This is a genomic window from Bradyrhizobium sp. USDA 4369 (assembly GCF_054056435.1).
Genome location: NZ_JBSRYH010000001.1, coordinates 7413129 through 7440069, shown reverse-complemented (window position 1 = coordinate 7440069; position 26941 = coordinate 7413129). Strand labels below are relative to the sequence as shown.

Here is a 26941-nt window from a genome sequence, read left to right as displayed (position 1 = left end):
ACTGACGCCCTGCAAGGCGTCCGCGCCGCCCGGGTGACGGATCTCAGGCGATCGCCTGGACCGGATGGCTGTAGAGGCTGGCCGGCCGCTCCAGGCCGTAATGCTCGCGCAGGGTCTTGCCTGTGTACTCCTCGCGGAACAGGCCGCGCTTGCGCAGGATCGGCACGACGTGCTCGGCGAACAGGTCGAAGCCGCCGGGCAGCCAGGGCGGCATCACGTTGAAGCCGTCGGCGGCACCGTTCTCGAACCAGGTCTGGATGTTGTCGGCAATCTTCTCCGGCGGGCCGGCGATCACCCAATGGCCGCGGGCGCCGGCGAGACGCTGGATGAGCTGCCGGATCGTCGGCTTCTCGCGATCGACGATGTCGACCACGAGCTTGAAGCGGCTGGCGGCGCCACGCGCGCCGTCGGTTTCGATGAGATGGCGTGGGAACGGACCGTCGAGATCGAAGCCCGAGAGATTGAGCCCCAGCATCTGGCGCAGCTGCACCAGCGAGTACTCCGGCTGGATCAGGTCGTTGAACTCCTCCTGCAGCCGATCGGCCTCGGCCTGGGTCGAGCCGATGAACGGGCTGATGCCGGGCAGGATCTTGACGTGATCGGGATTGCGGTCGAGCGCCCGCGCCTGGCGCTTGATATCGGCGTAGAACTCCTGGGCGCTGGCCAGCGTCTGGTGCGCGGTGAAGATCGCCTCCGCGAAGCGGGCCGCAAAGGCGCGGCCGTCCTCGGACGATCCGGCCTGGACATAGACCGGCCGGCCCTGCGGCGAGCGCGGCACGTTGAGCGGCCCGCGCACGCGAAAATACTTGCCGACGTGGTTGAGCGGATGGACCTTGTCGGTGTCGGCAAAGATGCCGGCTGCCGGATCATTGACGACGGCGTCGTCCTCCCAGCTGTCCCACAGCGCGGTGACGACGTCGAGGAACTCCTTGGCGCGCTCGTAGCGCTCGTGATGATCAGGATGCTCGGGCAGGCCGAAATTCTGCGCCGCCTGCGGCGCGCTGGTGGTGACGATGTTCCAGCCGGCGCGGCCGCCGCTGAGATGATCGAGCGAGGCGAACAGCCGCGCCAGATTGTAGGGCTCGTGATAGGTGGTCGAGGCCGTCCCGATCAGGCCGATGCGGCTGGTGGCTGCGGCGATCGCCGAGAGCCAGGTGATCGGCTCGAAGCGGAAGCGCTGCGCATAGCGGACATTGTCGGCCAATGCCGGACCGTCGGCGAAGAAGATGGCGTCGAATTTATAGTGCTCGGCCGTGCGCGACAGCTGCTGGTAGTAGCTGATATCGAGCGCTCGGCTCGCCGCCGAGCCCTTATAGCGCCACGCCGCCTCGTGATGGCCGCCGGGATAGATGAAGAGGTTGAGGTTCAGTTGGCGACGCTGGCTCATGGGGCGCTCTCGTCTTGGCTCGCTGATGTCTTGTGTGGAGCGGTGATCGACTGACTGATGCTGGCTAATGCGGATCGCGGGCGAATGCGCCGCTCAGCTCGTGAGCCCATTGCAGGCGCCGGACGATGGGGCCGGCAAGCCGGCTGATGCCGGCGCGAGGGGCGAGACCTCGTTCGTCGTCCTCCAGGCGAAACTTGCCGGCATGGTCTTGGGGGCCACGAAGCGGCTCATCGGGACTGGAAAGCCCCGGCGTATCCTGCTGGAGGCTGATCGCGGCGAGAGGGTCAAACATCGTGCAATCCGTTGAAACGCGGCTGCCATCGCAACGACGGACGCCGGCTATGCTGGACGAAAATCTAGCGGCTCTGTCCCGATGCTGTCGATGAAATGGATTTGCATTGTTGACCACGGCGCGAGCATGATCACGTCGTCCTCATCAGGAACCAAGGAGCGACGTTTCGCTGCCCCATGCGCGGCGAACCATCAATCGATCCATGGCCAAGGCGGTAGCAACCGTCGCCGCCAGGGCAAGCGAGTCGATCAGGACTTCTGCAGCGCAGGCCCACCGACCTTGTTGCGCAGGGAGGCCTGGGTGACGACGCTGTTCGCAGGCACGTCATGAGTCAGCCAGACATTGCCGCCGATCGTCGATCCCCGTCCGATCGTGAGGCGGCCCAGGATCGTGGCGCCGGCATAGATGACGACATCGTCCTCGACGATCGGATGGCGGGCATCGCCCTTGATCAGCGTCCCGTCCTCCTCGGTGGGGAAATGGCGCGCGCCGAGCGTGACGGCCTGATAGATCCGGACGTGGTCGCCGATGATGGCGGTCTCGCCGATCACCACGCCGGTGCCGTGATCGATGAAGAAGCCGGAGCCGATCTGTGCGCCCGGATGAATGTCGATGCCGGTGCGTGCATGCGCGATCTCGGCGATCAGCCGGGAAACGAGACGGGTGCCGAGGCCATAGAGAAGATGGGCAAGCCGGTGATGGATGATCGCGGTCATGCCGGGATAGCCGATCAGGATCTCCGGGAAACTCTTGGCGGCGGGGTCGCCGACGAAGGCGGCGCGCAGGTCGCTGATCAGGATACCACGCAGAGCCGGCAACTCGGCTGCGAAGCGGCGGGTCAACTCCACGGCGTCGGGGTGCCGGAAGCCCGGGATCAGCTCATCGCCGACGAACAAGGCGGCGCGGTGGATCTGGTCGGACAGCAGGTCGAGCGCAACGCTGAGGCGATGGCCGACGAAGTAGTCGATGTTCTCGCCATCGAGATCATATTGGCCATAGTGGCGTGGGAACAGGGCCTCGGTCAACGCGGAGACGACCTGCGCCAGCTTCTCGCGCGATGGCGGCCGGTGGATGACGCCATCCTTGCGGATGCTGTGCGTCTCCTCCCGCGACACGCGCAGCTCCGTAACCAGCCGATCGAGGCCCCAGCGTTCGCCTGCAGAGGTGGAGTTGTCCGGACCTGATCCCGTGGTGGGGCGAGAGCTCATGCCGTTGTCTCCATGCGCATGCGCGTCATCACCGGACATGGGTCAAGGGCACGCTGACCTCGGCGAGCAGGTCGAGATCCGCATTGCGGTCGACCTCGACATACTGGTCGTTCCAATACAGCAGACTCGACAATTTGGGCGCAAGCTCGACGCTGTCGGGGCGGCCGACGATGATCGCATGCGCATAGCGCTCGATGATCTCGTCGACCTCGCACGCGATCGCGGCCTGGGCGTGCTGCAGCAGCGGGACGCCGGCCGGGCCGCGCGACCAGTCGATGCCCTCGAACTTCTGCTGTCCCGACAGATGCGGCGTGCTGAAGCGGTCAGCGAGTGCGAGCTGGTCCGAGCTGAGGATGTTGATGCCGAACCAGCCGTCGCGAGCGATCAGCGGGAACGCTGACGACCGATTGCCGAGACTGATCATGAGCCGCGGCGGCTCTGATGACAGCGAGATCAGCGAGGCGATTGTTACCCCGGTGATCTCCTCGCCGCGGCCCGCGGTGACGACGCTGACGCCGGCCGCGACACGGCGCAAGGCCGAGTGGAAGTGTTGCGGATCGAACGCGGTCTCAGATACGAGATGAAGGTCACGCTTGCTCATCCGTCGCCTCCTTCGGGCACGCGCCGTATTGGTCGTGTCCCTCGTCGCGGCAGCGCCGTCGGTCAGAAGAAGCCCTTGGCCGGAAGCGGTGTGCCGTTGATCAGATATTGCCCGATCGCCCGTTCCTTGTAGGTGACAGGATTGTGCGATGACAGCGTCCGCGCGTTGCGCCAGTGCCGATCGAAATTGGTGGCCTTCTTGGTCGATGAGGCGCCGCCGACATCGAAGATCAGGCCGCCATTGCGGATGGCGGCATCGTCGGCGATGATCTTGGCCTGTGCCGAGAGCAGGGCGGCGCGGTGCGCGAGCTCCTCGGCATCGGCTCGCCCGGCATCGAATGCGTCGGTCGCCGCATCGAGTGCTTCGGCCGCGACGAGGACGACCGTTTCGGCGGCATGCGCTGCGCTCGCGATCTTGCCGATCGTCTGCTGGAGCAGCGGGTCGTCGGTCGGCTTCTCGTGCGGAGCATAATAAAATGTGCGCTTGCGCGAGCGGACCAGCGCGATCGCGTCACGCAGGGCGGCGCGGCTGATGCCGGCAACGGCAGCGGTCAGAAACAGCTGCGCGAACGTATTAGAGTAGGGCACGCCGTAGCCGATGTCCGGGGCGTCGAACACGATCTCCTGCCGCTTGACCCTGACGTTGCGGAAATGGGTGGTGCCGGTCGCCGTCAGGCGCTGCCCCATGCCGTCCCAATCGTCGATCAGCTCGATGCCGTCGCGATCGAGCGGGATGATGGTGGCGCCCGGACGACCATCCGGATCGGCAGCGCGCGCCAGCACGAGATCGGAATAGAGCGTCCCGGTGCTGTAATATTTGGTGCCGTTGAGGAGGTAATCGTCGCCATCCGGCGTGAAGGTCGTGTTTGGCGTGATGTTGCCGACCTGCGGACTGTCCAGTTCGGTCGTGGCAAGTCCGATGATCGCGCCGCCGGCGACCGCCTTCTGCCATTCGCGTGCCTGATCATCGCGTGGATTGCGCACCAGCCGCTCGACCACACTGAAGTGGTTGCGCAGGATGTGCGCCACATTGGCATCCGCTTCGGCGAGCCGGATCACGATCGCGAACAGATCGCGGATCGAGCTGCCCCCACCACCCGCCGCGACGGGTAGCCGCAGCGCGCCGAGGCGGGCCTGCTTGATCAGCGCAATCTGCTGGTGCGGCAGGATGCGCTCACGCTCGCGTTCCGGCTCGCCGTCGGCGATCGCGGCCAGCAGCGCATCGAGCGCGCCCGGTGCGGGAGGAAGCGTGGTCTCGGCGGTGAGCGTCTTGGTCGAAAGCGGCTTGTTCATGATGGTCTCGATGATGCCAGGAGAGGCGGAACGGCTTCAGCGCTGCGGCGCCGGATCCTCGATCCGGGCGAGATGGTCGGCGACCTTGACCGGCTCGGGCAGCACCTTGCGCTCGGCCAGCCAGTCCGCCGCCTTTTGCAGGTCGGCGACGAACTGCTTGTCGTTGACGGAGAAATAGCGGTACTGCCGGTTCATCGCGATGAACTGATCGCGCACCTGGTCGCTGTATTTGCCCGCCTTCTGCGCGATATATTCCGCGTCCTTGCTGTTTTCCGAGATCCATTTGCCTTCGGCGCGGAAGGCGTCGTTAACCGCGCGGACCAGCGCCGGATTTTCGGAGGCGAACTTCCGGGTGGTCAAATACGAGGTGTAGTCGATCTGGAATTCGAGGTCGCGGCCTTCCAGGAAGATGTCGTGGGCCTTGTAGTCGAGACGGGCGATGTCGACGCCTGGGCTCCACATCGACCAGGCGTCGACCTTGCCGGAGGCCAGCGCCGGCGCCGCGTCCGGCGGATTGAGATAGACGAACTTGACCTTGGAGCGATCGACCTTGTGCTTCTCGAGCGCGGCGACGAGCAGGAATTCGCCAAGGCCCGAGCGATTGACGGCGACCGATTTGCCGACCAGGTCCTCGACCTTGTTGATGCCGGAATCGTCGCGCGCGATGATCGCCGTGGTGCGTGGCACGTAGACGATGAATTGCGTGAACACCAGCGGGGAGCCCGCGATGATCGCCGCCAGCGCCGGAGTCGTGGAGCCGCCGAACGAGAAATCGGCGGTCCCGCCGGTGACGGCCTGCAAGGTCGGCGCGTGGTTCGGGAACGGCCCGAGCCATTCGACCTTGATGCCGTCCCTGGCAAGCAGCTTCTCGAACTCGCCGCGCTCCTTGGCAATCAGGTTGAGACCCGACAATCCCCAGGTGAGGCGCACCGTGTCGGTGACGCGCCCTGGCGCCGACCAGGCATCGTCGGTCAAGGTCAGTCCGGCGAGCGCACCGATCCCGAAGGCGGCGGTGCCGAGGAACTGGCGGCGGGAGAAGTCATCCGAAGACATGATCGATCCTTCCAAGAATCAGGCGGGAGCGTGTGCGGCGAGCACACCGAGTTCAGCCAGCAGGTCGCCGCGTGCGACCGTGCCATCGCGATGAGCGCGGTGCGCGAAGGCGATCCGCCCGTCCCGCATCACCAGGATGCGGTCGGCGAGCGCAATCGCCTCATCGACGTCATGCGTCACCAGCAGGACGCCGGGCCGGTGCGTGGCGATGAGCTCGCGCACCAGCGCGTGCATGCGAATGCGGGTCAGCGCATCCAGCGCGGCGAAGGGTTCATCGAGCAGCAACAGCTCCGGCTGCTGCACCAGCGCGCGGGCAAGGGCGACGCGCTGCGCCTGGCCGCCGGAAAGATTGCGCGGCCAGTCGTCGAGCCGGTCGCCCAATCCGACCTCCGCCAGCGCGGCGGCCGCGCGCGCACGTGCGTCTGGACCGTCGAGACCGAGCGCGACGTTGCGCCAGAGACTGTCCCAGGGCAGCAGGCGGTGCTCCTGGAATACCACGGCCGGTCGCTTGGGAGCGATGATCCGGCCGCCCTGGATCGGGTCGAGACCGGCCAGCGCGCGCAGCAGTGTTGTCTTGCCGCAGCCGCTCTCGCCCAGCAGCGCCACGAACTCGCCGCGTTCGATACGAAGGTCGAGGCCTTGGATCACGGTCCGGTCGCCATAGGCGCGGCGGAGGCCGTTGACGATCACGGCTGGTTCGGTCGGACGCTGCGCCGCTGCAGCCTGATGGACGCTCATCGACCGGCTCCGTAGTTCGGATGCCAGGCGAGCAGCCGTCGCTCCAGCCATCGCGCGATCAGGTCGGCCAGGACGCCGATCAGCGCGTAGATGACGATCGTCAGCACGATCACATCGGTGCGCAGGAATTCGCGGGCGTCCATCGCGAGGAAGCCGAGGCCCGATTGCGCGCCGATGGTCTCGGCGACGACCAGCGCGAGCCAGGCGGTCGCCAGAGCATAGCGCACACCTGTGAGGATCGAGGGCAGGGCGCCGGGAAAAATGATGCGCCGGATCAGTGCGAGCGGCGAAAGGCCCTGCACGCGCGCGAGTTCGATCAGCTTCGGATCGACCTGCCGGATGCCGAGTGTCGTGTTGATGTAGATCGGAAAGGTGACGCCGAGCGCAACGAGGAAGACCTTTTCGGCCTCGCCGACGCCGAGCCACACGATCACCAGCGGCAGCACCGCCAGAAAGGGGATCGCGCGGATCATCTGAACGCTGCGATCGATGAGGGCTTCTGCGAGGCGGGAGAAGCCCACGAGCAGGCCGAGAACGAAGCCGACGGCGCCGCCGATCGCAAAGCCGGCAGCCGCCCGCAACAGGCTGACGCCGAGATCATTGAGCAAGGTCCCCTGCGTCGTCAGCTTGTAGGCCGTGCGCAGGATCTTGCTCGGAGCCGGCAGCACCTGCGGCGACAGGTACCCGCCTTGGGCCAGCGCTTCCCAGATCACGACCAGAAGCGCCGGCGCCAGCCAGGACAATGCCTGCAGCGCAGCCGGGCCGATCGAATGACGCCGATCCGCGCCGGTGAGATGTCCGTCGGTGGCCGCCTGGGTCAGTTCGATCGGTCCTGCAGTCTGGTCGATATTGCTCAAGGTCGTGCAGTCCTCGCGATGTCATGTGCGTCGGCGTCATGTGCGTCGGCACGCGTGGCCTTTGACGCGCCGGGCTCTTCAAACCAGCCGGCGCCGCCGCTTCATGCCGCCAAACTTTCCCACGAAACATCGCGGACCGGAATAGAGCGGTATTCCAATTGTCGTCGCGGTTGGAGGTTTTCGATTTCCGTCGTGAGCCAAAAGCGGCAAGAACTTCTTTTCTGATTTTGTTAGTAGGAGAGCTGGAGATCGTGCCTCGCCGCGGGGGAGCGATCCGGACGCATTCGCGAGGTTCGACCATGGTTCATCCGCTTCGTTTCGGCATCTGGGCGTCGGTGCATGGCCCGCGCGCGGCCCATCAGGATCCGGAGGAGCCCTATGATGCGTCGTGGGAGCGCAACCGCGATCTCGTGTTGAAGGCCGAACAGCTTGGCTACGATGCCACCCTGGTGGCCCAGCACACGATCAATCCGCACAAGGAGGATCTCGATCAGCTGGAGGCCTGGAGCGCGGCTGCGGCGCTCGCCGCGCTCACCAGCCGCATCGAGATCATCACCGCCATCAAGCCATATCTCTTCCATCCCGTGGTGCTCGCCAAGATGGCGCTCGGCATCGAGAACATCAGCCGCGGGCGCTTCGCGATCAATCTCGTCAATGCCTGGAACCGGCCGGAGCTGGCGCGCGCCGGCATCGGCTTTGCCGAGCACGACGAGCGTTACGCTTATGGCCGCGAATGGATCAGCGTGGTGTCGCGGTTGCTGCAGGGCGAGCGCCTGACCTACAAAGGCAAATATTTCGACGTGCAAGACTACGCGCTGCGGCCGAAGGATCTCTATCGTGCGCGGCCGCGCATCTATGTCGGCGGCGAATCGGAGCCGGCGCGGGCGCTTGTGGCAGATCATGGCGATGTCTGGTTCATCAATGGCCAGCCGCTCGCCGATGTTGCCGCCCTGATCGACGACGTCGCCTGCCGGTCGAGAGGCGCGGCCGCGCCGCTTCGCTTCGGCTTGGCGGCGTTCGTGATCGCGCGGTCGACCGCGGCGGACGCCGATGCGGCGCATGAACGTCTGCTGCGGCTGGCGGAGAAGGATGCGCCGATGAAGGCGATCCAGAAGCAGAACACCGACCCCAAGGTCGTGATGATGCAGACCATGCAGAAGAGCGCGCGGGTGGGCAGCAATGGCGGCACGGCCGCCGGGCTTGTCGGCAGCTATGACGAGGTGGCCGATCGCATCATCGATTTCCATGCCGCCGGCATCGAACTGTTCATGCTGCAATTTCAGCCCTTCGAGGCCGAGATGAAACGCTTTGCAGCGGAGGTGATTCCGCGCGTGCGGCGTCGGCAGCAGGACCGGGGACGTGCGGAACGCGATTCCAGCCGCAGGGTGGGATAATCCGGCTTCGGAGAGTTGACGACGAACTGATTGCTTTTCCGAAGGTCGTCCCGCGTGGAGATATTCGCTCGCAGCCGCGCCACATTCGAAATTCCATTTCATTGACGATGTGCACACGCGAAAGCATCATCGTTTCATCATTGGGGCGCTGACGACAGCGCATGTTCAACGACACATCGACGCATTCCGCGAGGGAGTGCAGGCGCGGCGTGCCTGCGCGTCGGCGGAGCTTTGTCGGCAGGAGAGGGCGATGGACGACGTGAAGACGGCTGCACTCAACAGGCGCAGGCTGCTGCAGGCGGGGGCGGGTGCCGCCTTGGTGGCGCCGTTCGGCGGGCTTGCGCAGGCTTTGTCGCTGCGAGCCGCCCCCGAGATCGGCCTCTCGCAGTTTCCGATCTGCAGGACGGCGGCGGAAGGTGCGGCCCTCACCGGCGCGCCGCGCAAGCTGAAGCTGTCCTGGAATGCCGGCGCGGTCTGCCTGACGCCGGTCCCGGTCGCGATCGATCAAGGCTTCTTCAAGAAGCAGAATCTCGACGTCGAACTGATCAACTACAGTGGTTCGACCGACCAGCTGCTGGAAGCCATCGCGACTGGCAAGAGCGATGCCGGCCTCGGCATGGCGCTGCGCTGGCTGAAGCCGCTGGAGCAGGGGTTTGATGTCAAGATCGCTGCCGGCACGCATGGTGGCTGCATGCGCGTGATGGTGCGCGCCGACTCTGGGATCACCAAGCTCGCAGACCTCAAGGGCAAGGCGGTCGCGGTCGGCGATCTCGGTGGTCCCGACAAGAACTTCTTCTCGATCCAGTTGGCGCGGCTCGGCATCGATCCGGTGAAGGACGTCGACTGGCGAGTCTATCCGGGGGCAGTGGTCAACGTTGCGGCCGACAAGGGCGAGACTCAGGCGTTCCTGGCCTCCGATCCGCTCGCTTATCTCTGGCTCAAGGATCCGGCCTACAAGGAGGTCGCCTCCAATCTCGATGGCGAGTATCAGAACCGCGTCTGCTGCATCCTCGGGCTGCGCGGCAGCCTTGTGCGCGACGAGCCCGCCGTGGGGCTCGCCATCACGCAGGCGCTGCTCGATGCCGCGATGTTCACGGCGCAGAATCCGACCGAGGCGGCGAAGTCGTACCAGCCCTACGCGCCGAAGCAGGCGACGCTGGCCGATCTCGAAGGCATGGTGCGCTACCACACCCATCATCACCACCGGCATGGTCCGGCGCTGAAGCAGGAGCTGAAGGCCTACGCCGACGACCTCAAGGTCGTCTCCGTGTTCAAGCCGAGCACTGACACCAACAAATTTGCTGAGCGAATCTATGTCGACATTTTCTCTGTCTGACACCGCCGCTGGCGGACTCGAACGCGGCACCGGTCTGGTTGACAGGCTGCGTGAACTCGCGCCGGGCGTTGCTGCAGCACTGGCCTGGGCGCTGTTTGGCGCGTCCTGCCTGGTGCGGGAAGATGTCGGCGATTGGTTACGTACGAGGGATCTCGCCGTCGCGGCCTTCGTGATCGCGGCGCTGGTGCTGGTCGCCGGTCTCACCGCGTCGCGGCTCGGCCGCGCCGGCGTGGCCTTGCGCAAGCGCAGCCCCTGGGTGATCACGCTCGGCGTCTTCCTGTCGGTGTGGGAACTCGCGACAGCCAAATTCGCCTGGCTGCCGCTGCCATTCTTTCCTCCGCCGCAGGCCATCATCGAGGTCTACACCGACGATCTCCCGAAGCTGCTCGACAGCGCATGGGCGTCGGTCAAGCTGCAGCTCGGCGGCTATGTCATCGGCGCCGCCATCGGCTTCATCACCGGCGTCTCGATCGGCTGGTCGACCAGGATCGGCTACTGGGTGCATCCGGTGTTGCGCTTCATCGGTCCGTTGCCCGCCACGGCGTGGCTACCGATCGCGTTCTTCACCTTTCCGACCAGCTGGAGCGCATCGACCTTCCTGATCGCGCTGGCCACGGGTTTCCCGGTGACGGTGCTCACTTGGTCCGGGGTCGCCTCCGTGCCGACCGCTTATTATGACGTCGCGCGCACGCTGGGCGCCAAGCCCTGGTTCCTGGTGCTGAAGGTCGCAATTCCCGCGGCGCTGCCTCATGTGTTCGTCGGCCTGTTCATGGGGCTCGGCGCCTCCTTCGCCGTGCTGGTCGTTGCCGAGATGATCGGCGTGAAGGCCGGGCTCGGCTGGTATCTGCAATGGGCGCAGGGCTGGGCCGCCTATGCCAACATGTATGCGGCGCTGCTGGTGATGTCGCTGCTCTGCTCGGGCGCGATCACGCTGCTGTTCAAGACCCGTGACCGCGTGCTGGTCTGGCAGAAAGGTGTCGTCAAATGGTAGCCGTCGCTGAAGCGACACGAGCGCAGTTTCCTGGTGCCGCGATCGACATTGCGCATGTCGATCACGCCTTCGACATCGACGGCGCGGAGCTCAAGGTGCTCGACGACGTCAGCCTGGTCGTCGAGCCCGGCGAGTTCGTGGCGCTGCTCGGGCCGTCGGGCTGCGGCAAGTCGACCTTGCTGCGCCTGATCGCCGGCCTCGACAAGCCGCGCAGCGGCGCGCTGCGCGAGGACGATGTCAGCATCAAGGGCCCGCATCCCTCGCGTGTCGTCGTGTTCCAGGATCCGACCTTGTTTCCCTGGCGCACGGTCTGGGACAACGTCGCGCTCGGCCTGGAGGCGCAGGGCATCCTGACGAAGCAGCGGCATCGCGTCGATGCTGCGCTCGATCTCGTCGGCCTGTCCGATTTCCGCAACGCCTACCCGCATCAACTGTCCGGCGGCATGGCGCAGCGCGTCGCGCTGGCGCGGGCGCTCGTCAACGATCCCAAGGTACTGGTGCTCGACGAGCCGCTCGGCAAGCTGGATTCGCTGACGCGCATCGCGATGCAGGCGGAGCTCGTGACGCTGTGGCAGCGCAAGGGATTCACGACGCTGCTAGTCACCCACGATGTCGAGGAGGCGCTCGTGCTCGCCAACCGCGTCGTCGTGCTCAGCGACCGCCCGGCGCGGATCAAGGCCGACATCGTCGTGGACAGGCCCTATCCGCGGCATCGCGGCGATCCGCATCTCGCCGATCTGCGCCGTCAGATCCTCGGTCTCCTCGGATTGGAGGCGACATGGTAGCCGCTGTGGAAAGCATCCTGCCGCGCCAGACCGCGGCGGCAAATGAGGACGAGGTGATCACACGTGCGCTCCGGCTGGTGCCGGCGTTTGCCGAACGCGCGCCGGTGCATGATCGGGACCGCAGCTTCCCATTCCAGAACTTCCAGGATCTGTTCGAGGCGGGTCTGCTGTCACTGACGGTGCCGACCGCACTCGGTGGACACGGGGCCGGGGCAGGTCTCACGGCGCGTGTGCTCGGGATCATCGCCGAAGCCGATCCGTCGACCGCGCTGGTGCTGGCCATGCACTACATCCAGCATTTCGTCATGGCGCGGCATCAGGAATATCCGACGCGGCTCGCGCGCAAGCTGGCGCGCGACTCGGTCGAGCGCGGCGCCCTCATCAACACGTTCCGCGTCGAGCCGGCGCTGGGCTCGCCGTCGCGTGGCGGCCTGCCCGAGACGATTGCGCGTCGGACTGAGACCAGCTGGCGGCTGAGTGGGCACAAGATCTATTCGACCGGCGCGCCGATCCTGTCCTGGTACTCGGTGTGGGCCAAGACGGATGAGGCCGAGCCGCGGCTCGGCCTGTTCCTCGTGCAGGCGGGACTGCCCGGCATCAGCATCGTGGAGACCTGGGACCATCTCGGCCTGCGCGCCAGCGGCAGCCATGATGTCGTGTTCGACGACGTCGTTGTTCCGCTCGACCACGAGATCGAGCTGCGCAAGCCGGAGGACTGGCGCGTGCAGAACCCGACCCAGGCGCTGGTGCATGCGGCCTTTGTCGGCGCGATCTATGACGGCGTCGCCCGCGCAGCCCGCAACTGGATCGTCGATTTTCTCAAGACACGGACGCCGTCGAGCCTCGGCGCGCCGCTGGCGACCTTGGCGCGGGCACAGGAGGTGCTCGGCGCGATCGAGGCGCGGCTGCAGGTGAATGCGCGGCTGATTCATAGCGTTGCGCGCGATTTCGACGAAGGCCGCGTGATCAGCCCCTTAGAAGGTAATGTGATCAAGCTCACCGTGACCAATAACGCGGTCGCCGCGGTCGAGGATGCGCTGTCGCTGTCGAGCAACCACGGGCTCAGCCGCGCCAATCCGCTCGAGCGGCACTACCGCGATGTGCTGTGCGGCCGCGTGCATACCCCGCAGGACGATGCGACGCGGATGGCTGCTGGCCGTCTGGCGCTTGGACTCTGAAATTTCAGGAGAAGGGACCCATGTCCGACATCGAATTCATCGGCTTCATTTCCAACAACAACTCGTCCGAGACGATCGTGCGGCAGGGCCCGGTGCTCGATCCCGTGCACATCGAGACGGTCGCGAAAGCGCATGAGAATGCCGGCTTCGACCGCGCGCTGCTGGCGTTCCACTCGACCTCGCCGGACAGCCTGCAGGTGGCGCAGCATGTGCTGGGCGTGACGTCCAGGCTCAATGTGCTGATTGCGCAGCGGCCGGGCTTCACTGCGCCGACCTTGCTGGCGCGGCAGTTTGCGGTGCTCGATCAATTCTCCAGGGGACGCGTGGCGCTGCACGTGATCACCGGCGGCAATGCCGCCGAGCTGCGCCAGGACGGCAATACGCTGGACGACAAGAGCGAGCGTTACGCCAGGACCAGCGAGTTCCTCGACATCGTCCGGTCGCAATGGACCAGCGAGAAGCCGTTCAGCTATGCCGGCAAGTACTATCAGGTCGAGAACGCGTTTGCGCAGGTCAAGCCGTATCGCAAGGAGGGCATCCGGATCTATTTCGGCGGCGCCTCGGATGCCGCGATCGACGTCGCCGGCCGCCATGCCGACACCTATGCGCTGTGGGGCGAGTCCTACGCCCAGGTGCGCGAGCAGGTCGCCCGCGTCAGCGCCGCGGCCGCCAAGCACGGCCGGCCGGCGCCGCGCTTCTCGCTGTCGGTGCGGCCGATCCTCGCCGAGACCGAGGAGAGGGCCTGGGCCAAGGCGCAGGCCGTTCTCGAGCGCGCCACCGCGTTGCAGGACCAGACCGGCTATCGCAAGCCGGCCGACGGCCATGCCACCGATGGCGCGAAGCGCCTGCTCGCGATCGCCGAGCAGGGCAAGCGCGTTGACAAGCGGCTGTGGACCGAGATTGCCAAGCTCACCGGCGCCAACAGCAACACCACGGCCCTGGTCGGCACGCCGGAGCAGGTCGCCGAGGTGTTCGGCGATTATTACGACCTTGGCATCAGCCACTTCCTGATCCGCGGCTTCGATCCGCTGATCGATGCCATCGAATATGGCCGCGAGCTGATCCCCGCGACGCGGCAATTGATCGCCGCCCGGCAGCGCGCCAAGGGAGTGGCGGCGGAATGAAGCGTGTTCTCGTTATTGCAGGCATCTTGCTCGCATTCACCGCATCGGCGCTCGCGCAAGTCAGCTTGCGTGTCGGCGACCAGAAGGGCAATTCGCGCGCCGTGATGGAGGGCGGGCGTGCTCAAGGACGTGCCTTATACGATCGAGTGGAAGGAGTTCGTCGCGGCGGCGCCGCTCCTGGAGGCGCTCAGCGCCGGCGCGATCGAGACCGGGCTGGTCGGCGACGCGCCGTTCACCTTCGCTGCGGCATCGGGCGTGCCGGTCAAGGCCATCGCGGCGATCCGGCAGACCCAAGAGGGGCTCGCAATCTTGGTGCCGGAGACCTCGCGCATCAGGAGCTTCGACGATCTCAAGGGCAAGACGATCGCGACCGGCCGCGGCTCGATCGGTCATCAGCTTGTGCTCGCCGCGCTGGGGTCGCGCGGCTGGACCACCAACGATATCCAGCTCGTGTTCCTTCCGCCGTCGGACGCCAAGGTCGCCTATACGCAAGGCTCGGTGGATGCTTGGTCGACATGGGAGCCGTATGTGAGCCAGGAGGAGGTGCTGTTCAAGTCACGCCGCATCATCACCGGCGAAGGATTGACGCCCGGCCTGAGCTTCCAGGTGGCAACGCCAGCGGCGATCAAGGACAAGCGCGCCGCACTTGAGGATTTCGTGCAGCGCCTCACCGCCGCGCGCGCCTGGTCGCTCGGCAATGTCGAGAGCTATGCCGAGACCTGGGGCCGGCTGATGAACATTCCGCCGGCGGTGCCGCTCAATTGGCTCAAGCGCGCCAAGGTACGGATCGCGCCGATCGACGACAGCGTGCTCAGCGACGAACAGCGGACGATCGACCTCTACACGCGCAGCGGCCTCATCAAGGAGCGGCTCGACGCCGCTGCCATTCTCGATCGTTCGTTCGCCGCAGCAATCGCGAAGGGGGCGGGGCTCTGACGCCGGTCCGTTCTCGACGCTCCCTGGTCTGATCTCGTTCCAGCTCCTTTTACCGCAGTAAGTCCCGGTGTCATGGTCCGGTTCCAGCCGCAGGGAACGCCCCGGAGGCCCGCTTTTTTGCGCTTGCAGGCCCTGGGCGTTCCCATTACCTGCCGTGCTGCGGTCGCGGTCTGACGCCGGGTGAAACTCCGGCGTGGTCCGCGGCTGTTCGGATCAAGAGTTCGGATCGGCTCCCAGGTGCCTGAACAGACTTCAAAATACGGCTCAGCCGGAATCGGACGCTTCTCCGTGGCGCCTATGATGGATTGGACAGAGAGCATTTTGAAATCAGATAGTTAGGTCAAGGGCGTGTGCAAATCCTGTGCACGCATGTTCTACTATTCTTTCGTTTTCGTTCTCACGAAATTGCCGCCGGCGCTCGCCAGAGACTGTCAGTCCTGCATTGAAGCTTTGTCGGAATGCTGCTCTTGGCCGTCTGGTGTCGCGGAAATGCCGAGTGGCCGGCGATGTGAGCGAACGCCTTGTTCGTCTACACATCCGTTTGCGACGGCGAGGAATCGCCGGAGGGATGGTTGTGCATGAGCGTAGCGCCGCAGCTAAATGATTGATGGATCGTAAATTTTTGGAAGTCTGCGATCAAATGGGGGCGGAGAGTGGGGACGGTAGTGCGCGACAAATCGTGATCATCACGCCTGATCAGGCCCCATCACCGGTGGCAGTGCGCCAGGACGACAAGCCACCATGTTTCGCTTGTCCCACGCATCGAGTTCACCAATCGGATATAGGACCGCCTTCCCAATTTTGACGAAGGTCGGCCCAACGCGCATCGCTCGCCAATTCCGGAGAGTCCCGACGCTCACTGCGCCACGGTAGCGATCCGAGACTTCCTCTGGCGTCAGGTACTTCCGATCGTCCATTGCTGCACTCCCGATCACGCGACCATGACTGCAGTAATTCACGGTCCTGACCGGTCTTGGAAGCCAGACGCATAGTCCATAGGGAAATAGAAAGCGAACGGCGATACAAAGGCCTCTCATCAACGTCAACCCACCGTAGCGATGCCCGATGTGCTTAAGAGACGACATCTCTTTCGACGAGTCTAATCGACAGCTTTAGGCCGATATTCGTCGTCAGCCCGCGCCGACAGCAGGTCATGATCGAACGATACCACGCGGAACACGATAATGCCTATTCCTCCTCGTCAGCTGAAAACTCCCCGGTTGTTGTTTCGGGCCTCAAGCGCTGCTGAGGCTGATCGAGCCTATGAAATTCAGAAGGATTGGGAGGTAACGCGCATGCTTTCGTTGGCGAGATATCCGCCCGACCGACAGGAAGTAGAACAATGGTTCGCAGATCACCAACGGCAATGGGAAGTGGGCCAAGCATATCGATTTGCGGTCGTTTTAGACGGCAGGATGCTTGGGCTTGTAGATATCGATGGAGTCTCCGCGCGTGAGGCCACACTGGGCTATTGGCTTGATCGTGCCGTGTGGGGACACGGCTATGCCTTTGAGGCTGCGCGCGCCGCGGTGGAATTTGCTTTTGAAGAGCTCGGCCTTCTCAAATTGAAGGCCGGGCACGCGCAAGACAATACGGCCTCTGGATGCATACTTAACAAGCTCGGGTTCAATCGCCTGGAGCCCATAAAGCTCTATTCGCGGTCACGTGGCGAGTATATTTCCCAATGTTGCTATCAAAAGATGTCTGATCGGATCGACGTCTGAGTTGGGTCAAAGGCGGCCTTCCCTCGGGTCCGGCGACTTGCTTTCGGTCGAACATCAGCAGCGGGCAACCCCGGTGCCGGCCAGAACGGTTAGGATGGGCCAGAAGCGGACTTCGCTGGGCCAGCTGGCGGCGCCTTAGACGGATCAGATGCGGACGACACTTTAGCTTCGCGAGAACGTGGGGAATTCAGGTGCAGTGAAGTGTTCCGTTAACCGCACCTAGGCGTTGCAGTATGTCTGCGTCACACTATTATTGCCGGCATGATGCCGAGCTACATATTCGTTCCCGGTCCGCCAGTGCGCGCAGCCAGTTGGCAGCCGACGGCTGAGCTGCTGCGACAAGCGGGATGTTCCGTACAGGTGCCGGACGTCCTGGCTCACTGCGCGGCTCCGCCGCGCTGGCGCGCCTGGACGGAGCACCTGCTTGCCTGCATCGATGCCCAGAGTGGTGCGATCGTGGTGGCGCACAGCTCCGCATGCGCGCTGGCAGCGGAGCTGACCAGCAAGATGGCCGTGGGCGGTTTGATCCTCGTCGATGGCGACATCCCGCCCACGCATGGATCTGTTCGGCCGGTCAGGCCCGCTTTGCTCAAGTTCATCGCAGCTCTGGCCGACGAACGCGGAACGCTGCCGGTCTGGTCGCGATGGTTCGAGGACGACCCCGCTCGCGCGCGCCTTGTCGGCATCGACATCTTCCAGCGCAATGGTGCGGCATTCAGCCGTTTCGAGCAGGGGCTGCCACGTCTCCGGCTTGACTGGTTCGACGACGCCCTCGAACTCGAGGGCTGGGATCATGTGCCTGCCGCCTACATTCAGGCATCGCCGATCTATGATCACGCAACGGCGGAAGCCGATCGACGAGGATGGCCGTTTGCAAGGCTCCATGGTAGCCACCTGGATCCGGTTCTACGGCCGGATGTGATGGCGAACGCCATCATGAAAATGACCGGCCGTCTGGAGCAGCGTGCCGCGTCAGGCGAGCGCGGCGGCTCCGTCACCCATATGCAATTGATCCGCATGCCTCCGCTGGAAAACAGACGCCGTGACGCGAAGGAGGAAGCTGGCACGAACTTTCAGTCCGAACTCGGAGAGCGGGTAACAGAGCTGGCGCGCGGCAGGGGCCTTGAGGCCCGAAGCGCTGCAGGACCGCTGATATCGTGGCCCTCGATCATCCCAATGCACTGTGTGACGCTGACGTTCGGAGACTACGAGATCGCGATTTTCGCAGATCGAGTCGATCTGCTCGGCAGTGGGCTGTTCAAGCGTTTTGAGATCGACGATTTCAATGATCCTGATCGGCTGCGAGAGGCCGTCCTGAGCCTCCTTGGTGCCTTGCTGGACATGGACCGCGCCACTCTAGAAGTTAGCATCAAGACTGTTGTCGAGCAGCGGCTCGGTCTGTCGATCAGGATACGAAATGAGAATCCTTTGCCGGGAGTGTTCGCAATCGAAAGCCTCTGCGGCAGCTTCCCGGATGAGATCGATTGGCAGACCATTGCGAGCGAACTCGCGCGCCAAACCGGACACGCCGTTCTTTTCGTCGGTTATCGCTCGGCACGTCGCCCTGATCATCCGGAGGCCTTCATGGCGTTCCACGTTCCACATCTTACAGACGGATATCTGGAGGACGCCCGAAACAGGATCGAGCCCGTTGGCCCGGATGGAATGGCTTTCAAGCGGAACTGACTTGCAGGCAGGATGGGCACCGCCTCACTTCCGTGGGCCATGAGCGGACAGGTTCGGAGCAGGCCGAAAGGTCTGAGATGGGCAAATTACGGTCATTGGAGCGCCGACTGACGGTTCTCGTTCGTCGGTCCGCATGCTAAAAAGTGGAAGCGTGCGCTCGCCCGTAAGAAGGCCGATAATAGTTGAAAAACCCCTCCGCTACCCGTAACGGACCGCAGCAAAGGCAAACCAAAGAGTGGCTGTGGTGGTAGTAAAGCGGAGGCAGGGGAGCGCACGCACCTGCCGCTGGTAAGCAAGACCAATGTCCGCATCGGTCAAAAGCGGCCCAGCCCTTCGGGCGCCCACGCCCGCTTGCACCTCGACATTAGACATCGGGGACGCTGAGTCGGTGGGGGCCGAGATGGGCCAGAAGGGGACATTCCGCTAACCGGCCGGCCGTCTTCGTTTGCCGTCACTTCTGGCGGTTGAGGTGGCGACGGTCGCGATAGCTCCAGGTCTGCGCATCTGCCTCACCTTGACGTTTACAAGGCCTACACTCCTCGGACGCCAAGCCTCTTTGCAACAGATCGGTTCTATGCCCCCTCTAACAAGTCGCGCAATTTTGCCTTCAATCCGCTACCCCCTGGCCCATCGCCGATCTTTTCGAGCGCGAACCGTGCGAACCCTTGCGCCTCCGCGTTCTTGCCTGCAGCTTTTCTCATATGTCCGAGTGCCCAGGCCATCAGAACGCCTGTGTTGCCGAACCCCTTGAAGTCGCAGGTTTGCTCCGCAAAGGCTTCCGGCGTCACTGTGTTCAGTGGCGACGTGGGCTGCGCCATGAAATCTAGTTGAGCTCTGCCGACCTGCTCATACATTGCGCATGCGTCGCGTGCTGCGGCGTCGATACTCAACTGGTTTGGCTCGTAGTCCCACCATTGATCACCCGGCTGCCTCGCAAGTCTCCTACGAAACAGGCAGTCCATTTCGCGCATGCGCTTAGGCTCAGGTGCTTCTCCCGAGAGGAGCGGTATGGACATCGGCTGAATGCCCATATTGACGGCGAACTTTCCGCCATACCGGCTCCCCTGAACTTCAACTACCTGACATTGGCCGCCAACCAGCCGCCAGTAGCGTTGGCTTGTGCCAGAGAACCCGTCCCGCCTGAGTGTTGGCGCGAACTGGCTCCGAATGGCTTTTGGCAGGGACGCTTTGAGATTGCTCACGAGCCAATCAAACGTTCGGTCGCAATCCCAGCTGCGCCGATGACTGGCATCTTTGGCTGCTGCGCGCACGCTTCAAGCCGCCAGCCAGCGGCCGCACCACCAGTAAGTTCACGCCGCCGCATATGACCTCCAATCGAAGCGAGCTTAGTGGTCCGCAGGATACAGCATTGGCGGGGATCGGTCAGCGGCTGCAAGAAAATTGCTTTGCAACCCGCCGAGACGAGAGGACCGCTTAGGGTCAAGGACTGAAAGTCTCATGTCGAGTAAGTCTCTTCTGTACAACCTCGAATAGCCGACATGGCACGGCCGTGACGGCTTTCTCTGCCGAGCCACCGGCTCTCCGTCCGAAATGGGTTGGCGCCATGGTCGGTGTATCCCAGATAATTGCCGACTTGCCGCAGTGCCGCAAGTCGGCAGCCATGGGCCAATTGCGGAAGTTCCTATTCGTGCATGCGGCCATTAGAGGAACAAGTATAGGATCGTTACTCGTGCATCGCTCAGGCGCTCATCGGCCTCAAATTCCAGGTCCACGACCCAATGGACGTAGCCAATGACGCTTTGAGCCTCCAACTGACAGTCCACCCATTCCTTGCTCGTCCGACTATCGTTCGGACTGCTCGCCAAGTGTTGACGCATCCAAGCGTCAGTAACAGACTGACAGCCAAGTCCTTCTTTGCTCAGCACAGCGATGGCTGCCTCTTTATTCGCTCCCGGTGGCATCATCTGCAAAAGCGCTTCGCGCGCCGGCCTGGAATCTCCACCGCCCGTCTTTTGCGCGGCGGCGCGCATTGCGCGCAACAAGGGCCGTTCTTGGTAGAAACTGTCAACTTGAGCAGTCTTGTACCAGACCCACGCGAATAATACGGCAGGAACGGTAGCCACCGACAGGCAAACGACAATCGATATTTTGACGAATTTCCGCATAGGATAACCCAATTCCCGACCGCGAAGACTAGCGGGCAACTGATTAACAGTCTTGCCAGTGGAGCCTGCGCAAATTCCGCTTTGGGTCAACAGCGGAAGTGACCATCGTGGAAATTGCGCTCTCTTCAGGCGCTAGATCCATCCAATCACAAGCGGCGAAAGCGCAGCTACTGCTGGAAGTTCCGCTTTAGTCGCGCATCCCGAACGGCATTGATGCGCTCGCGAATGCTTTGAGAGAACTCGCCGGCGTTGCGCAAGCCGACCTGGCGTATGAATTCCTCCAACAATGCGTCCGGCACGCGATCAAGATGTTGGGCGAAGAAAGCGCGTTCCTTGTCGTTCGGAGGAAAATACACGCGTTTAAATGCGATCGCGCGTCGGGCAAAAGCCTCGCTCGTGTCGTCCCAAAGGGATTCGAAGCGGCGCCGTTGCTCGTCGCGATATCCGTCATTACGGAATCCGAACGGGTCATTCATCGCGAGCCGTAAGGCCATTTCATATTGCCAGGGTTTCAGATCACGTCTGTTGGCAAAAATCGCCTCGGCTTGCGGCATGTAAGCCGTCAGCTGTTCGCGGCGCATTTGAATCTGCAATCTGGCCTGACTGTAGTCACCGCCGCCGGCGGTCGAGTCGCTGATCCGTACGATCACATCTTCGATGAATTTGCGCTTGTTGTTGCTGTCAAGACCTGACCAGAATCTATAAAGCTGCTGCTCGTATGGTGAATTGATGAACTGAGAAGCCACCCCAATCAGGACGTCATCCATGTAGCCCTTGCTTTCAGCCTGAAACGCGATATCGAGCGCAGCGAGACTATTGTTCGTTTGTGCCAGCTGCTTCGCGCGTTGGGAGAGCTCGGCGTCACTCACCTGGGCGAGTCTAGGCGGTGCCGCCCAGTCAATTCCGTAGATCGCGGCGGCTAAGTCCTGAGGTTTAAAAGCAGGCCCGCCGATTTCCACCAGTTGATGTGGCCCGACCTCGGCATATCGCCACAGAGGCGTTGCTGGGAAATTGCTTTTGAATAGCGGTAAATAACTCAGCACGGATTGTTGCCCGTAGCGCCATGTCGCCGCGAGGCGCTCTTTGCCATCCTGGCGGACGTTGATGGTTCCCACATTGCAGCAGCCGTGGCTAACGGATGTTGGCTTCATCAACTGCATACGGACGACAACGCCGTCGGGAATGGAATCAAGCGTCGTCCTCTTCAGGCACTGATCGGTTCGTCCGGACTGCTGCAATGGGGCGGACCGCCGCAACTCGTCGGCGTCGCAATCTTTGGCCTCTGAAAGTTGTGTCGACCGAATCGCAACCACGTGGCCCTGTTGATCGATCTGCACATGGACATATCGGTCGATGATCCGCTCGGCGAGCAGCGCGGTGCTTCCGCAGCACGGCTCTCCTCCTTCTGGGTAATCCAAAACCAGGGTAAGGGTTCGAAGGGTACGCAACTCTACCGGGATTGGGCGGTCGGAAAGCGATGGGTCTGTACTGTTGCCAAGCTCATAGCGATTCCACACCGACACACAGCACCATGCCGCAAAGAACACAAATGGAGCGGCGGTCAGCCCCGGAAGTCTCCGATATCCACCGATGATTACGATCCCGACAACGGCCGAGAACCAGATCAGAGGCAGCAATCCAGGGTAGAGAGCCTGAACCCAGATGAAAATAAAACCGATTCCCTCGCCTAATACAGAAGTAAGACTCGCCAAAAACGCATAGATGCCCGCAAGCACGGCGAGACCGAGAACAAGAGCTGAGATGTGACGGATCATGCTGGTTCTTGCTGGGACCGGCCGCAAACTCCCACAGGTTAGGACGAAAACTTTTGTTAATAGTAATCTTTAGTTGTTAAAATTTTACGGATCTGTCTTCCCGAACGAGAGCTTTCCAGGAAAAATGTTGTGCCGGACTCTCAATGCGCCGATCGCGCCGGCGAAGGCATTTCCCGTCGAGTTTTAGGGCTGTTAAGGGTCAAAAGCGGATATCCCCTGGTCCGGCTGCAAGCGCCCACTTTGGTTAAACGCGTCGCCTCGATTCGGCTTGGGCAGCTTCTGTTCTCCATCGGAGAGCTGACCTGCTGTGCTGCTTCGGCAAGGGGCTAAGCTAGCTGAGACCCGGTTGTCCGCTTCGCCGGTCACGCTGAAGGCGCGCGCCTTAGCTCGGCGCCGGTCGCCCTGCGGCGGCCTTTCGTGTGCTCACGGCTAGGTATGTCCTAAATCTGCGATCCAGTTCGCTACGCTGCGATTAGTGCCATTCGGGACATTGATCTCTCAAGCCTTTCCTATTCTAGCAACACTGTCTGCGTAGCAGCAGTGCCATACTGCGAGGAGTGAGCACAAGAACTTACGACCGCCGATTCTACGCCGCGGAGAGGCGCTTTTATCTTGCCGTCGAGCCCGCCCTACGTTCGCTCCTCTCCAATCACAGGCTGAACTGCGCTCAGACACCGCGCGGTAGCTACACGAGTGGTGAGTATCAGGCAGCATCTTTGCTGCAGCTCCGGGCGAACCATTGGCATCCGGGCGCAGGGTCTTAGCGACCTATCGAGAGAAACCAGATTGATCGAACTGCATTGGCGATGCTGTTCGTCCGCAGATCCGAGATGAAAAGTCGGACGGCCCGCCAGCATCAATTCAACACGGAACGGTCCAGCATCGAGGAAAACTGGTGTCATAGCTGCACGCAAATCGCCGATACGGATGGCTCAGATCGAGTGTCGATCGGCGGCAGATCGGCAGCAACGGCGCGCATCGTGGCCGTTAAGGGGAGGGCCATAGCGTGCGGCGTCGCGCAATTCGGTCGTTCCGCTCTGGCTCGGGACATGCCATCTTTGCGGGACACATGCGCAGGGCAGGGCTCGCGAGGCTTGATCCGCTTTCGCCAGCGGCCGGCAGAATCGCCCGCCATCCGGCACTACTACGCGCAGGGCCTCTCCGTATTCTCGCCACGGGGCGAGCAGGAGGGATGACCGATCCCGGTCTGGGCTGGCAGCTCCCCGTTTCGCCATTGAGGTCAGCGTCATCGTTTTGAAGCAGCCGGCCTTTCGCGCGCCTCCTATCTCGCGGGGCCGAGACACAAGGAGCAGCATCTGATCATGACCGAGTCCGTTCCGCCCCATCCATTTGATGACATGGAGGCGCTGGCCTGGCTGCGCTCCCAGCCCGAGGGACACGTGACGGTCAGCGCCGCTGAGCTCGGACGCCAATGGGGCTGGAATAGGATGCGGACCAGTCGTCGCCTGAAAGCCTGGGAGCGCGCGGGCCTGATCAACCGTAACGCTGAAGCGATCATTGTAACGAGGACCGTAACACCGACCGTTACAGATGGTACCGCCAACGTTACGGACGCGGCCGGCGTCACAGGGATGTCCGTAACGGAGAAAGCCCATCGTTCCCCGACCCGCGTCAAGCTCGCTGCTTTGATTGTGGCTCTGGCGCTGGCTTGTGTATCGGCTGCCTTTTCCATCGACGGCCTGACCGTAATCTTCGCCGGAGCCTTCTGGCCTGTCATCATCATGGGCGCTGTGCTGGAGGCCGGAAAGCTCGTGGCGACGGCCTGGCTGACGGAGAATTGGACCTCTGCGCCGTCCCTCCTGAGGTTCGTCCTTGTCCTGATGGTTGGCGTGTTGATGGGCCTGAACGCCGTTGGCGTATTCGGCTTTCTCACCCGCGCTCACCTCGACCATATAGCATCCATAGATCTCACGCTTGCCGACAGAACCGCAGACGTTGAGGCCCGCCTCGGGATGCAGAGCCGAGTGGTCACCGACATTGACCGGCGTATTGCCCAAATCGACGCGGCCATCGACGAGGCGACGCGCCTTGGCAGACCGGTCGGAGCGATGACGATTGCTGACCAGAGGCGTCGCGAACGTGCCGACATCGCGGCGGAACGCCAGCGTGAGTCCCAGGCTCTAGCCAATCTACAGATCGAAAAAGCCAAGATTGACGCGCAACGCAGGCGTGCCGAGGCGGAGGTCGGACCGATACGATATCTCGCCGAGCTGATTGGTATACCCGCCACGGACTTTGAGCGTGCGGTCCGGCTGCTCACCCTGGCGCTCGTTACCGTCCTTGATCCGATGGCAGTGGCGCTGCTGCTCGCTGCCGGCGTTCACACCAGGCGTGCGGGTTCATTCTGATGGGCGCTGGACCGCGCCAGAGTTTGTTTCGTGGTCAGTGGCGTGCGGAGGCCGTCGCGCACAGGTACAGTCGCAGTGCCTGCTCGCGAGAAGCTGCGGTTCGCATTCAGCCTGGCGCCCTGGGTGCGATCACGCTGGTCGGTACGGCCCACGCAACCGTGCGATAGCGCTGGCAGGTCCGAATTGAAAGCTGACCGCCTGATGGAGCGGTCTACTCGGCAAAGATGCTGTCGAGCAAATTCGCGAGCCGAACGCCCGCCTTCTGAAGCTGCTCCCTCACGCTCGGTTCGTTCGCGGCGAGATATTCGGTGCTGATGGTCACGCTGTCCGCGGGCTGGTCGCAGGAGGAGCCGTGCATCACGCAATAGCCCGTCTTCGCGGCTTCCGCGATTGCAAACGACTCGTTAGCCCAGTCACTCGGGTCCGACGAAGTCCACCTGGTCTTCATCCCAGGAGTGATGGCCTCAATGAGGTCGGAAGCCGCCTCATCGACATCGGGCCCGACCGCGTGTGTAACGAGGCAGCTGTCCCAGGTGCCGTGCAGATTGCCCGAGCACTCGCCGTTCACCCTGATATCGTTTCCTCCGCGGTCGTCCTCAAAGGACACATGGAGAGGCTGATGGATGTCGCCAACCCAGTGTCCAAGCGACTTGAGCGCGATAAGCCTGTCGGCCCGCTTGGCGTGCTTCGAGTTCACGATCTTCGAGTCATTGCGGATGGCCGTGAGAACACATTCTGGAGCGTTCGGGCAGTTGTCCCCTGTTACCCCCTGCGCGTCGCGGGGCAGATTGATGAAGTGCTCCGATCGGCGGATGCGCGGATGGTCGGGAAACACGCAGGAGTCGGCGAAGGTGTCGAACCTTTGGTCCGCCTGGATCAGCTTCCGTATGGCTGCGCGCGTATCCGGCTGGGCAAGCCGGTAGGCAATCTCGCAAACAATCCTGTGGCCTTCGTCGCCCCATGCCGAGGCGCTGGTGCAGAAAGCGAGGAGGAGAACAGCGGTTAATGAAAAACGCCGCATGCCAATACCTCACGCCAAGACAATATGGCTGGAGCTTATCACCCAAGGTTGCCGGAGAGAAGGACCTCACCGGCCTGCCTGGAGCGCCTTCAGGGTGGATATGACACTTCCGCGAGCAACGTAAAGTTGAACGCCGGTTCAGAGTGTGCATCAATAGGATTGGGAAGGAGACTTGGGAGGGGAAGCCCTTTGTTGCGGGCGGACTCTCATCGTCCGCCCGGTCATATTTCATTCAGCGATTTCCGGGGCATTTATGAGAGAGAACAGGACGAGGAACGGCTTGAAGGTCAACGCCGTTTCGGGAACTTACGTCGTCGTGCTGGGCTTCAATCTGCCCAGGCAGTCATGCAACGGACTGCGGGGGTTTGCGATTCACAGGGTGGATCACACGGCCGGGGAAACCGGATTCATGACCGGCATGAAGGCGTTCGCCGAGACCGACCCTGGCTTCCCGGCTCCGGCACACTACTCGACGCGGCAGCATCCCATTCAGAGCTTTCAATGGGCTGACTACACGGCGGAGCCCGGCCACGACTATACCTACACAGTGTCGGCACTGAATGGAGACCCAAAGGATCTTGAGGTGTTCCGGGAGGTCAGCGTCGACATCTCCACCGAAAGCCCGGAGGGGGGCGACGAGGACGTTTACTTCAACCGGGGCGTTGCCGGCTCCCAGGCCTATGTCGCCCGATTCGGCGACAAAAGTCCCAAGAACGTGCCCAATGGGCAGGCCTGGATCTGGCTATCCCGCGGGCTGTATGAGGCGATTGAGGCATTCGTCAACTCCTGCAAGAAGGGCGACGGGCTGCGCATCGCGGCCTACGAATTCCATTATCCCGATTTCCTCAAGCTGTTGAAAGTGCGGATTCCGATCGATGTCGCCCAGGATTCCGAGATGATCTCGCCCACCATTCCGATTTGAAGTCGCCCACCCGTTCCGAGATGATGTCGCCCACGATTCCGGGATGATGTCGCCCGGGTATCGCAAGAGCGAACCCGGGGTGACGAGACCTCTTCTGGCTCCCATAGGGTCAACCTTTCGGCTTTGCGAAGGGGGACCCTGGATGC

At 63.0% G+C, this 26941-nt stretch carries 23 protein-coding genes and 1 pseudogene; 11 read left to right on the top strand and 13 right to left on the bottom strand.

Features of this window, described 5'->3' with window-relative positions:
• Positions 1-43 precede the first annotated feature (43 nt).
• From ACVIJ6_RS33805 to ACVIJ6_RS33770, 8 genes are all read right to left on the bottom strand, one after another.
• On the bottom strand, positions 44-1387 hold the full coding sequence (locus ACVIJ6_RS33805) for an LLM class flavin-dependent oxidoreductase (RefSeq protein ID WP_456776261.1): 1344 nt from the start codon (positions 1385-1387) through the stop codon (positions 44-46).
• Positions 1388-1451: 64 nt separating this feature from the next.
• Entirely contained in the window at positions 1452-1679 is a 228-nt protein-coding gene (locus tag ACVIJ6_RS33800; RefSeq protein ID WP_456776260.1) for a hypothetical protein, read from the bottom strand.
• Positions 1680-1927: 248 nt separating this feature from the next.
• On the bottom strand, positions 1928-2887 hold the full coding sequence (gene epsC, locus ACVIJ6_RS33795) for a serine O-acetyltransferase EpsC (RefSeq protein WP_456776259.1): 960 nt from the start codon (positions 2885-2887) through the stop codon (positions 1928-1930).
• A 28-nt stretch (positions 2888-2915) separates the two neighbouring features.
• On the bottom strand, positions 2916-3488 hold the full coding sequence (locus ACVIJ6_RS33790) for a flavin reductase family protein (RefSeq protein WP_456776258.1): 573 nt from the start codon (positions 3486-3488) through the stop codon (positions 2916-2918).
• Between the two features lie 62 nt (positions 3489-3550).
• Positions 3551-4780, bottom strand: coding sequence for an acyl-CoA dehydrogenase family protein (locus ACVIJ6_RS33785; RefSeq protein ID WP_456776257.1), 1230 nt, complete (start codon positions 4778-4780; stop codon positions 3551-3553).
• Positions 4781-4816: 36 nt separating this feature from the next.
• Positions 4817-5833, bottom strand: coding sequence for an NrtA/SsuA/CpmA family ABC transporter substrate-binding protein (locus tag ACVIJ6_RS33780; RefSeq protein ID WP_456776256.1), 1017 nt, complete (start codon positions 5831-5833; stop codon positions 4817-4819).
• A gap of 18 nt (positions 5834-5851) precedes the next feature.
• Positions 5852-6571, bottom strand: coding sequence for an ABC transporter ATP-binding protein (locus ACVIJ6_RS33775; protein ID WP_456776255.1), 720 nt, complete (start codon positions 6569-6571; stop codon positions 5852-5854).
• On the bottom strand, positions 6568-7428 hold the full coding sequence (locus ACVIJ6_RS33770) for an ABC transporter permease subunit (protein ID WP_456776254.1): 861 nt from the start codon (positions 7426-7428) through the stop codon (positions 6568-6570). The genes ACVIJ6_RS33775 and ACVIJ6_RS33770 overlap by 4 nt, the downstream gene beginning before the upstream one ends.
• Positions 7429-7727: 299 nt before the next feature.
• Here ACVIJ6_RS33770 and ACVIJ6_RS33765 point away from each other — a divergent pair, with 299 nt between their 5' ends.
• From ACVIJ6_RS33765 to ACVIJ6_RS33735, 7 genes and pseudogenes are all read left to right on the top strand, one after another.
• Positions 7728-8822 (top strand): LLM class flavin-dependent oxidoreductase, encoded by a 1095-nt coding sequence (locus ACVIJ6_RS33765; RefSeq protein ID WP_456776253.1) that lies wholly within the window; start codon positions 7728-7730, stop codon positions 8820-8822.
• A 250-nt stretch (positions 8823-9072) separates the two neighbouring features.
• A complete protein-coding gene (locus ACVIJ6_RS33760) occupies positions 9073-10158 on the top strand; it encodes an ABC transporter substrate-binding protein (RefSeq protein ID WP_456776252.1) in 1086 nt (361 codons plus the stop codon).
• Positions 10136-11149 (top strand): ABC transporter permease, encoded by a 1014-nt coding sequence (locus ACVIJ6_RS33755; protein ID WP_456776251.1) that lies wholly within the window; start codon positions 10136-10138, stop codon positions 11147-11149. The genes ACVIJ6_RS33760 and ACVIJ6_RS33755 overlap by 23 nt, the downstream gene beginning before the upstream one ends.
• On the top strand, positions 11143-11934 hold the full coding sequence (locus ACVIJ6_RS33750; protein ID WP_456776250.1) for an ABC transporter ATP-binding protein: 792 nt from the start codon (positions 11143-11145) through the stop codon (positions 11932-11934). The genes ACVIJ6_RS33755 and ACVIJ6_RS33750 overlap by 7 nt, the downstream gene beginning before the upstream one ends.
• Complete coding sequence (locus tag ACVIJ6_RS33745; RefSeq protein WP_456776249.1) at positions 11928-13112, top strand: acyl-CoA dehydrogenase family protein; 1185 nt, start codon at positions 11928-11930, stop codon at positions 13110-13112. Before ACVIJ6_RS33750 ends, ACVIJ6_RS33745 begins: the two co-directional genes overlap by 7 nt.
• A gap of 20 nt (positions 13113-13132) precedes the next feature.
• The gene (locus tag ACVIJ6_RS33740) at positions 13133-14236 is read left to right on the top strand and encodes an LLM class flavin-dependent oxidoreductase (protein WP_456776248.1); all 1104 of its coding nucleotides are present in this window, start codon (positions 13133-13135) and stop codon (positions 14234-14236) included.
• Positions 14233-15172 (top strand): annotated as a pseudogene (locus ACVIJ6_RS33735) (ABC transporter substrate-binding protein). Before ACVIJ6_RS33740 ends, ACVIJ6_RS33735 begins: the two are co-directional and overlap by 4 nt.
• A gap of 686 nt (positions 15173-15858) precedes the next feature.
• Here ACVIJ6_RS33735 and ACVIJ6_RS33730 read toward each other — a convergent pair.
• Positions 15859-16089, bottom strand: a complete 231-nt coding sequence (locus tag ACVIJ6_RS33730; RefSeq protein WP_456776247.1) for a helix-turn-helix domain-containing protein — start codon at positions 16087-16089, stop codon at positions 15859-15861.
• Between the two features lie 267 nt (positions 16090-16356).
• Here ACVIJ6_RS33730 and ACVIJ6_RS33725 point away from each other — a divergent pair, with 267 nt between their 5' ends.
• Together ACVIJ6_RS33725 and ACVIJ6_RS33720 are read left to right on the top strand one after the other, a co-directional pair.
• The gene (locus ACVIJ6_RS33725) at positions 16357-16896 is read left to right on the top strand and encodes a GNAT family N-acetyltransferase (protein WP_456776246.1); all 540 of its coding nucleotides are present in this window, start codon (positions 16357-16359) and stop codon (positions 16894-16896) included.
• A 360-nt stretch (positions 16897-17256) separates the two neighbouring features.
• The gene (locus tag ACVIJ6_RS33720) at positions 17257-18582 is read left to right on the top strand and encodes an alpha/beta hydrolase (protein WP_456776245.1); all 1326 of its coding nucleotides are present in this window, start codon (positions 17257-17259) and stop codon (positions 18580-18582) included.
• A gap of 572 nt (positions 18583-19154) precedes the next feature.
• On the opposite strand, the gene ACVIJ6_RS33715 is transcribed toward ACVIJ6_RS33720, so the two are convergent.
• The 3 genes from ACVIJ6_RS33715 to ACVIJ6_RS33705 all read right to left on the bottom strand — a co-directional run bounded on the left by ACVIJ6_RS33715 (position 19155) and on the right by ACVIJ6_RS33705 (position 22483).
• Positions 19155-19784: a DUF4304 domain-containing protein gene (locus tag ACVIJ6_RS33715; RefSeq protein WP_456776244.1), complete on the bottom strand. Its 630-nt coding sequence runs from the start codon at positions 19782-19784 to the stop codon at positions 19155-19157.
• Between the two features lie 459 nt (positions 19785-20243).
• Positions 20244-20708: a hypothetical protein gene (locus ACVIJ6_RS33710; protein WP_456776243.1), complete on the bottom strand. Its 465-nt coding sequence runs from the start codon at positions 20706-20708 to the stop codon at positions 20244-20246.
• Between the two features lie 167 nt (positions 20709-20875).
• Positions 20876-22483 carry a hypothetical protein gene (locus tag ACVIJ6_RS33705; protein ID WP_456776242.1) on the bottom strand — a complete coding sequence of 536 codons (1608 nt, stop codon included), beginning with the start codon at positions 22481-22483 and terminating at the stop codon, positions 20876-20878.
• Between the two features lie 1322 nt (positions 22484-23805).
• Here ACVIJ6_RS33705 and ACVIJ6_RS33700 point away from each other — a divergent pair.
• Positions 23806-24852, top strand: coding sequence for a hypothetical protein (locus ACVIJ6_RS33700; RefSeq protein ID WP_456776241.1), 1047 nt, complete (start codon positions 23806-23808; stop codon positions 24850-24852).
• Positions 24853-25063: 211 nt separating this feature from the next.
• Here the strand turns inward: ACVIJ6_RS33700 and ACVIJ6_RS33695 are convergent, their stop codons facing one another.
• Positions 25064-25873 carry a S1/P1 nuclease gene (locus ACVIJ6_RS33695; RefSeq protein WP_456776240.1) on the bottom strand — a complete coding sequence of 270 codons (810 nt, stop codon included), beginning with the start codon at positions 25871-25873 and terminating at the stop codon, positions 25064-25066.
• Between the two features lie 280 nt (positions 25874-26153).
• On the opposite strand from ACVIJ6_RS33695, the gene ACVIJ6_RS33690 reads away from it, so the two are divergent.
• On the top strand, positions 26154-26795 hold the full coding sequence (locus ACVIJ6_RS33690; RefSeq protein ID WP_456776239.1) for a hypothetical protein: 642 nt from the start codon (positions 26154-26156) through the stop codon (positions 26793-26795).
• The last annotated feature ends 146 nt before the right edge of the window (positions 26796-26941 follow it).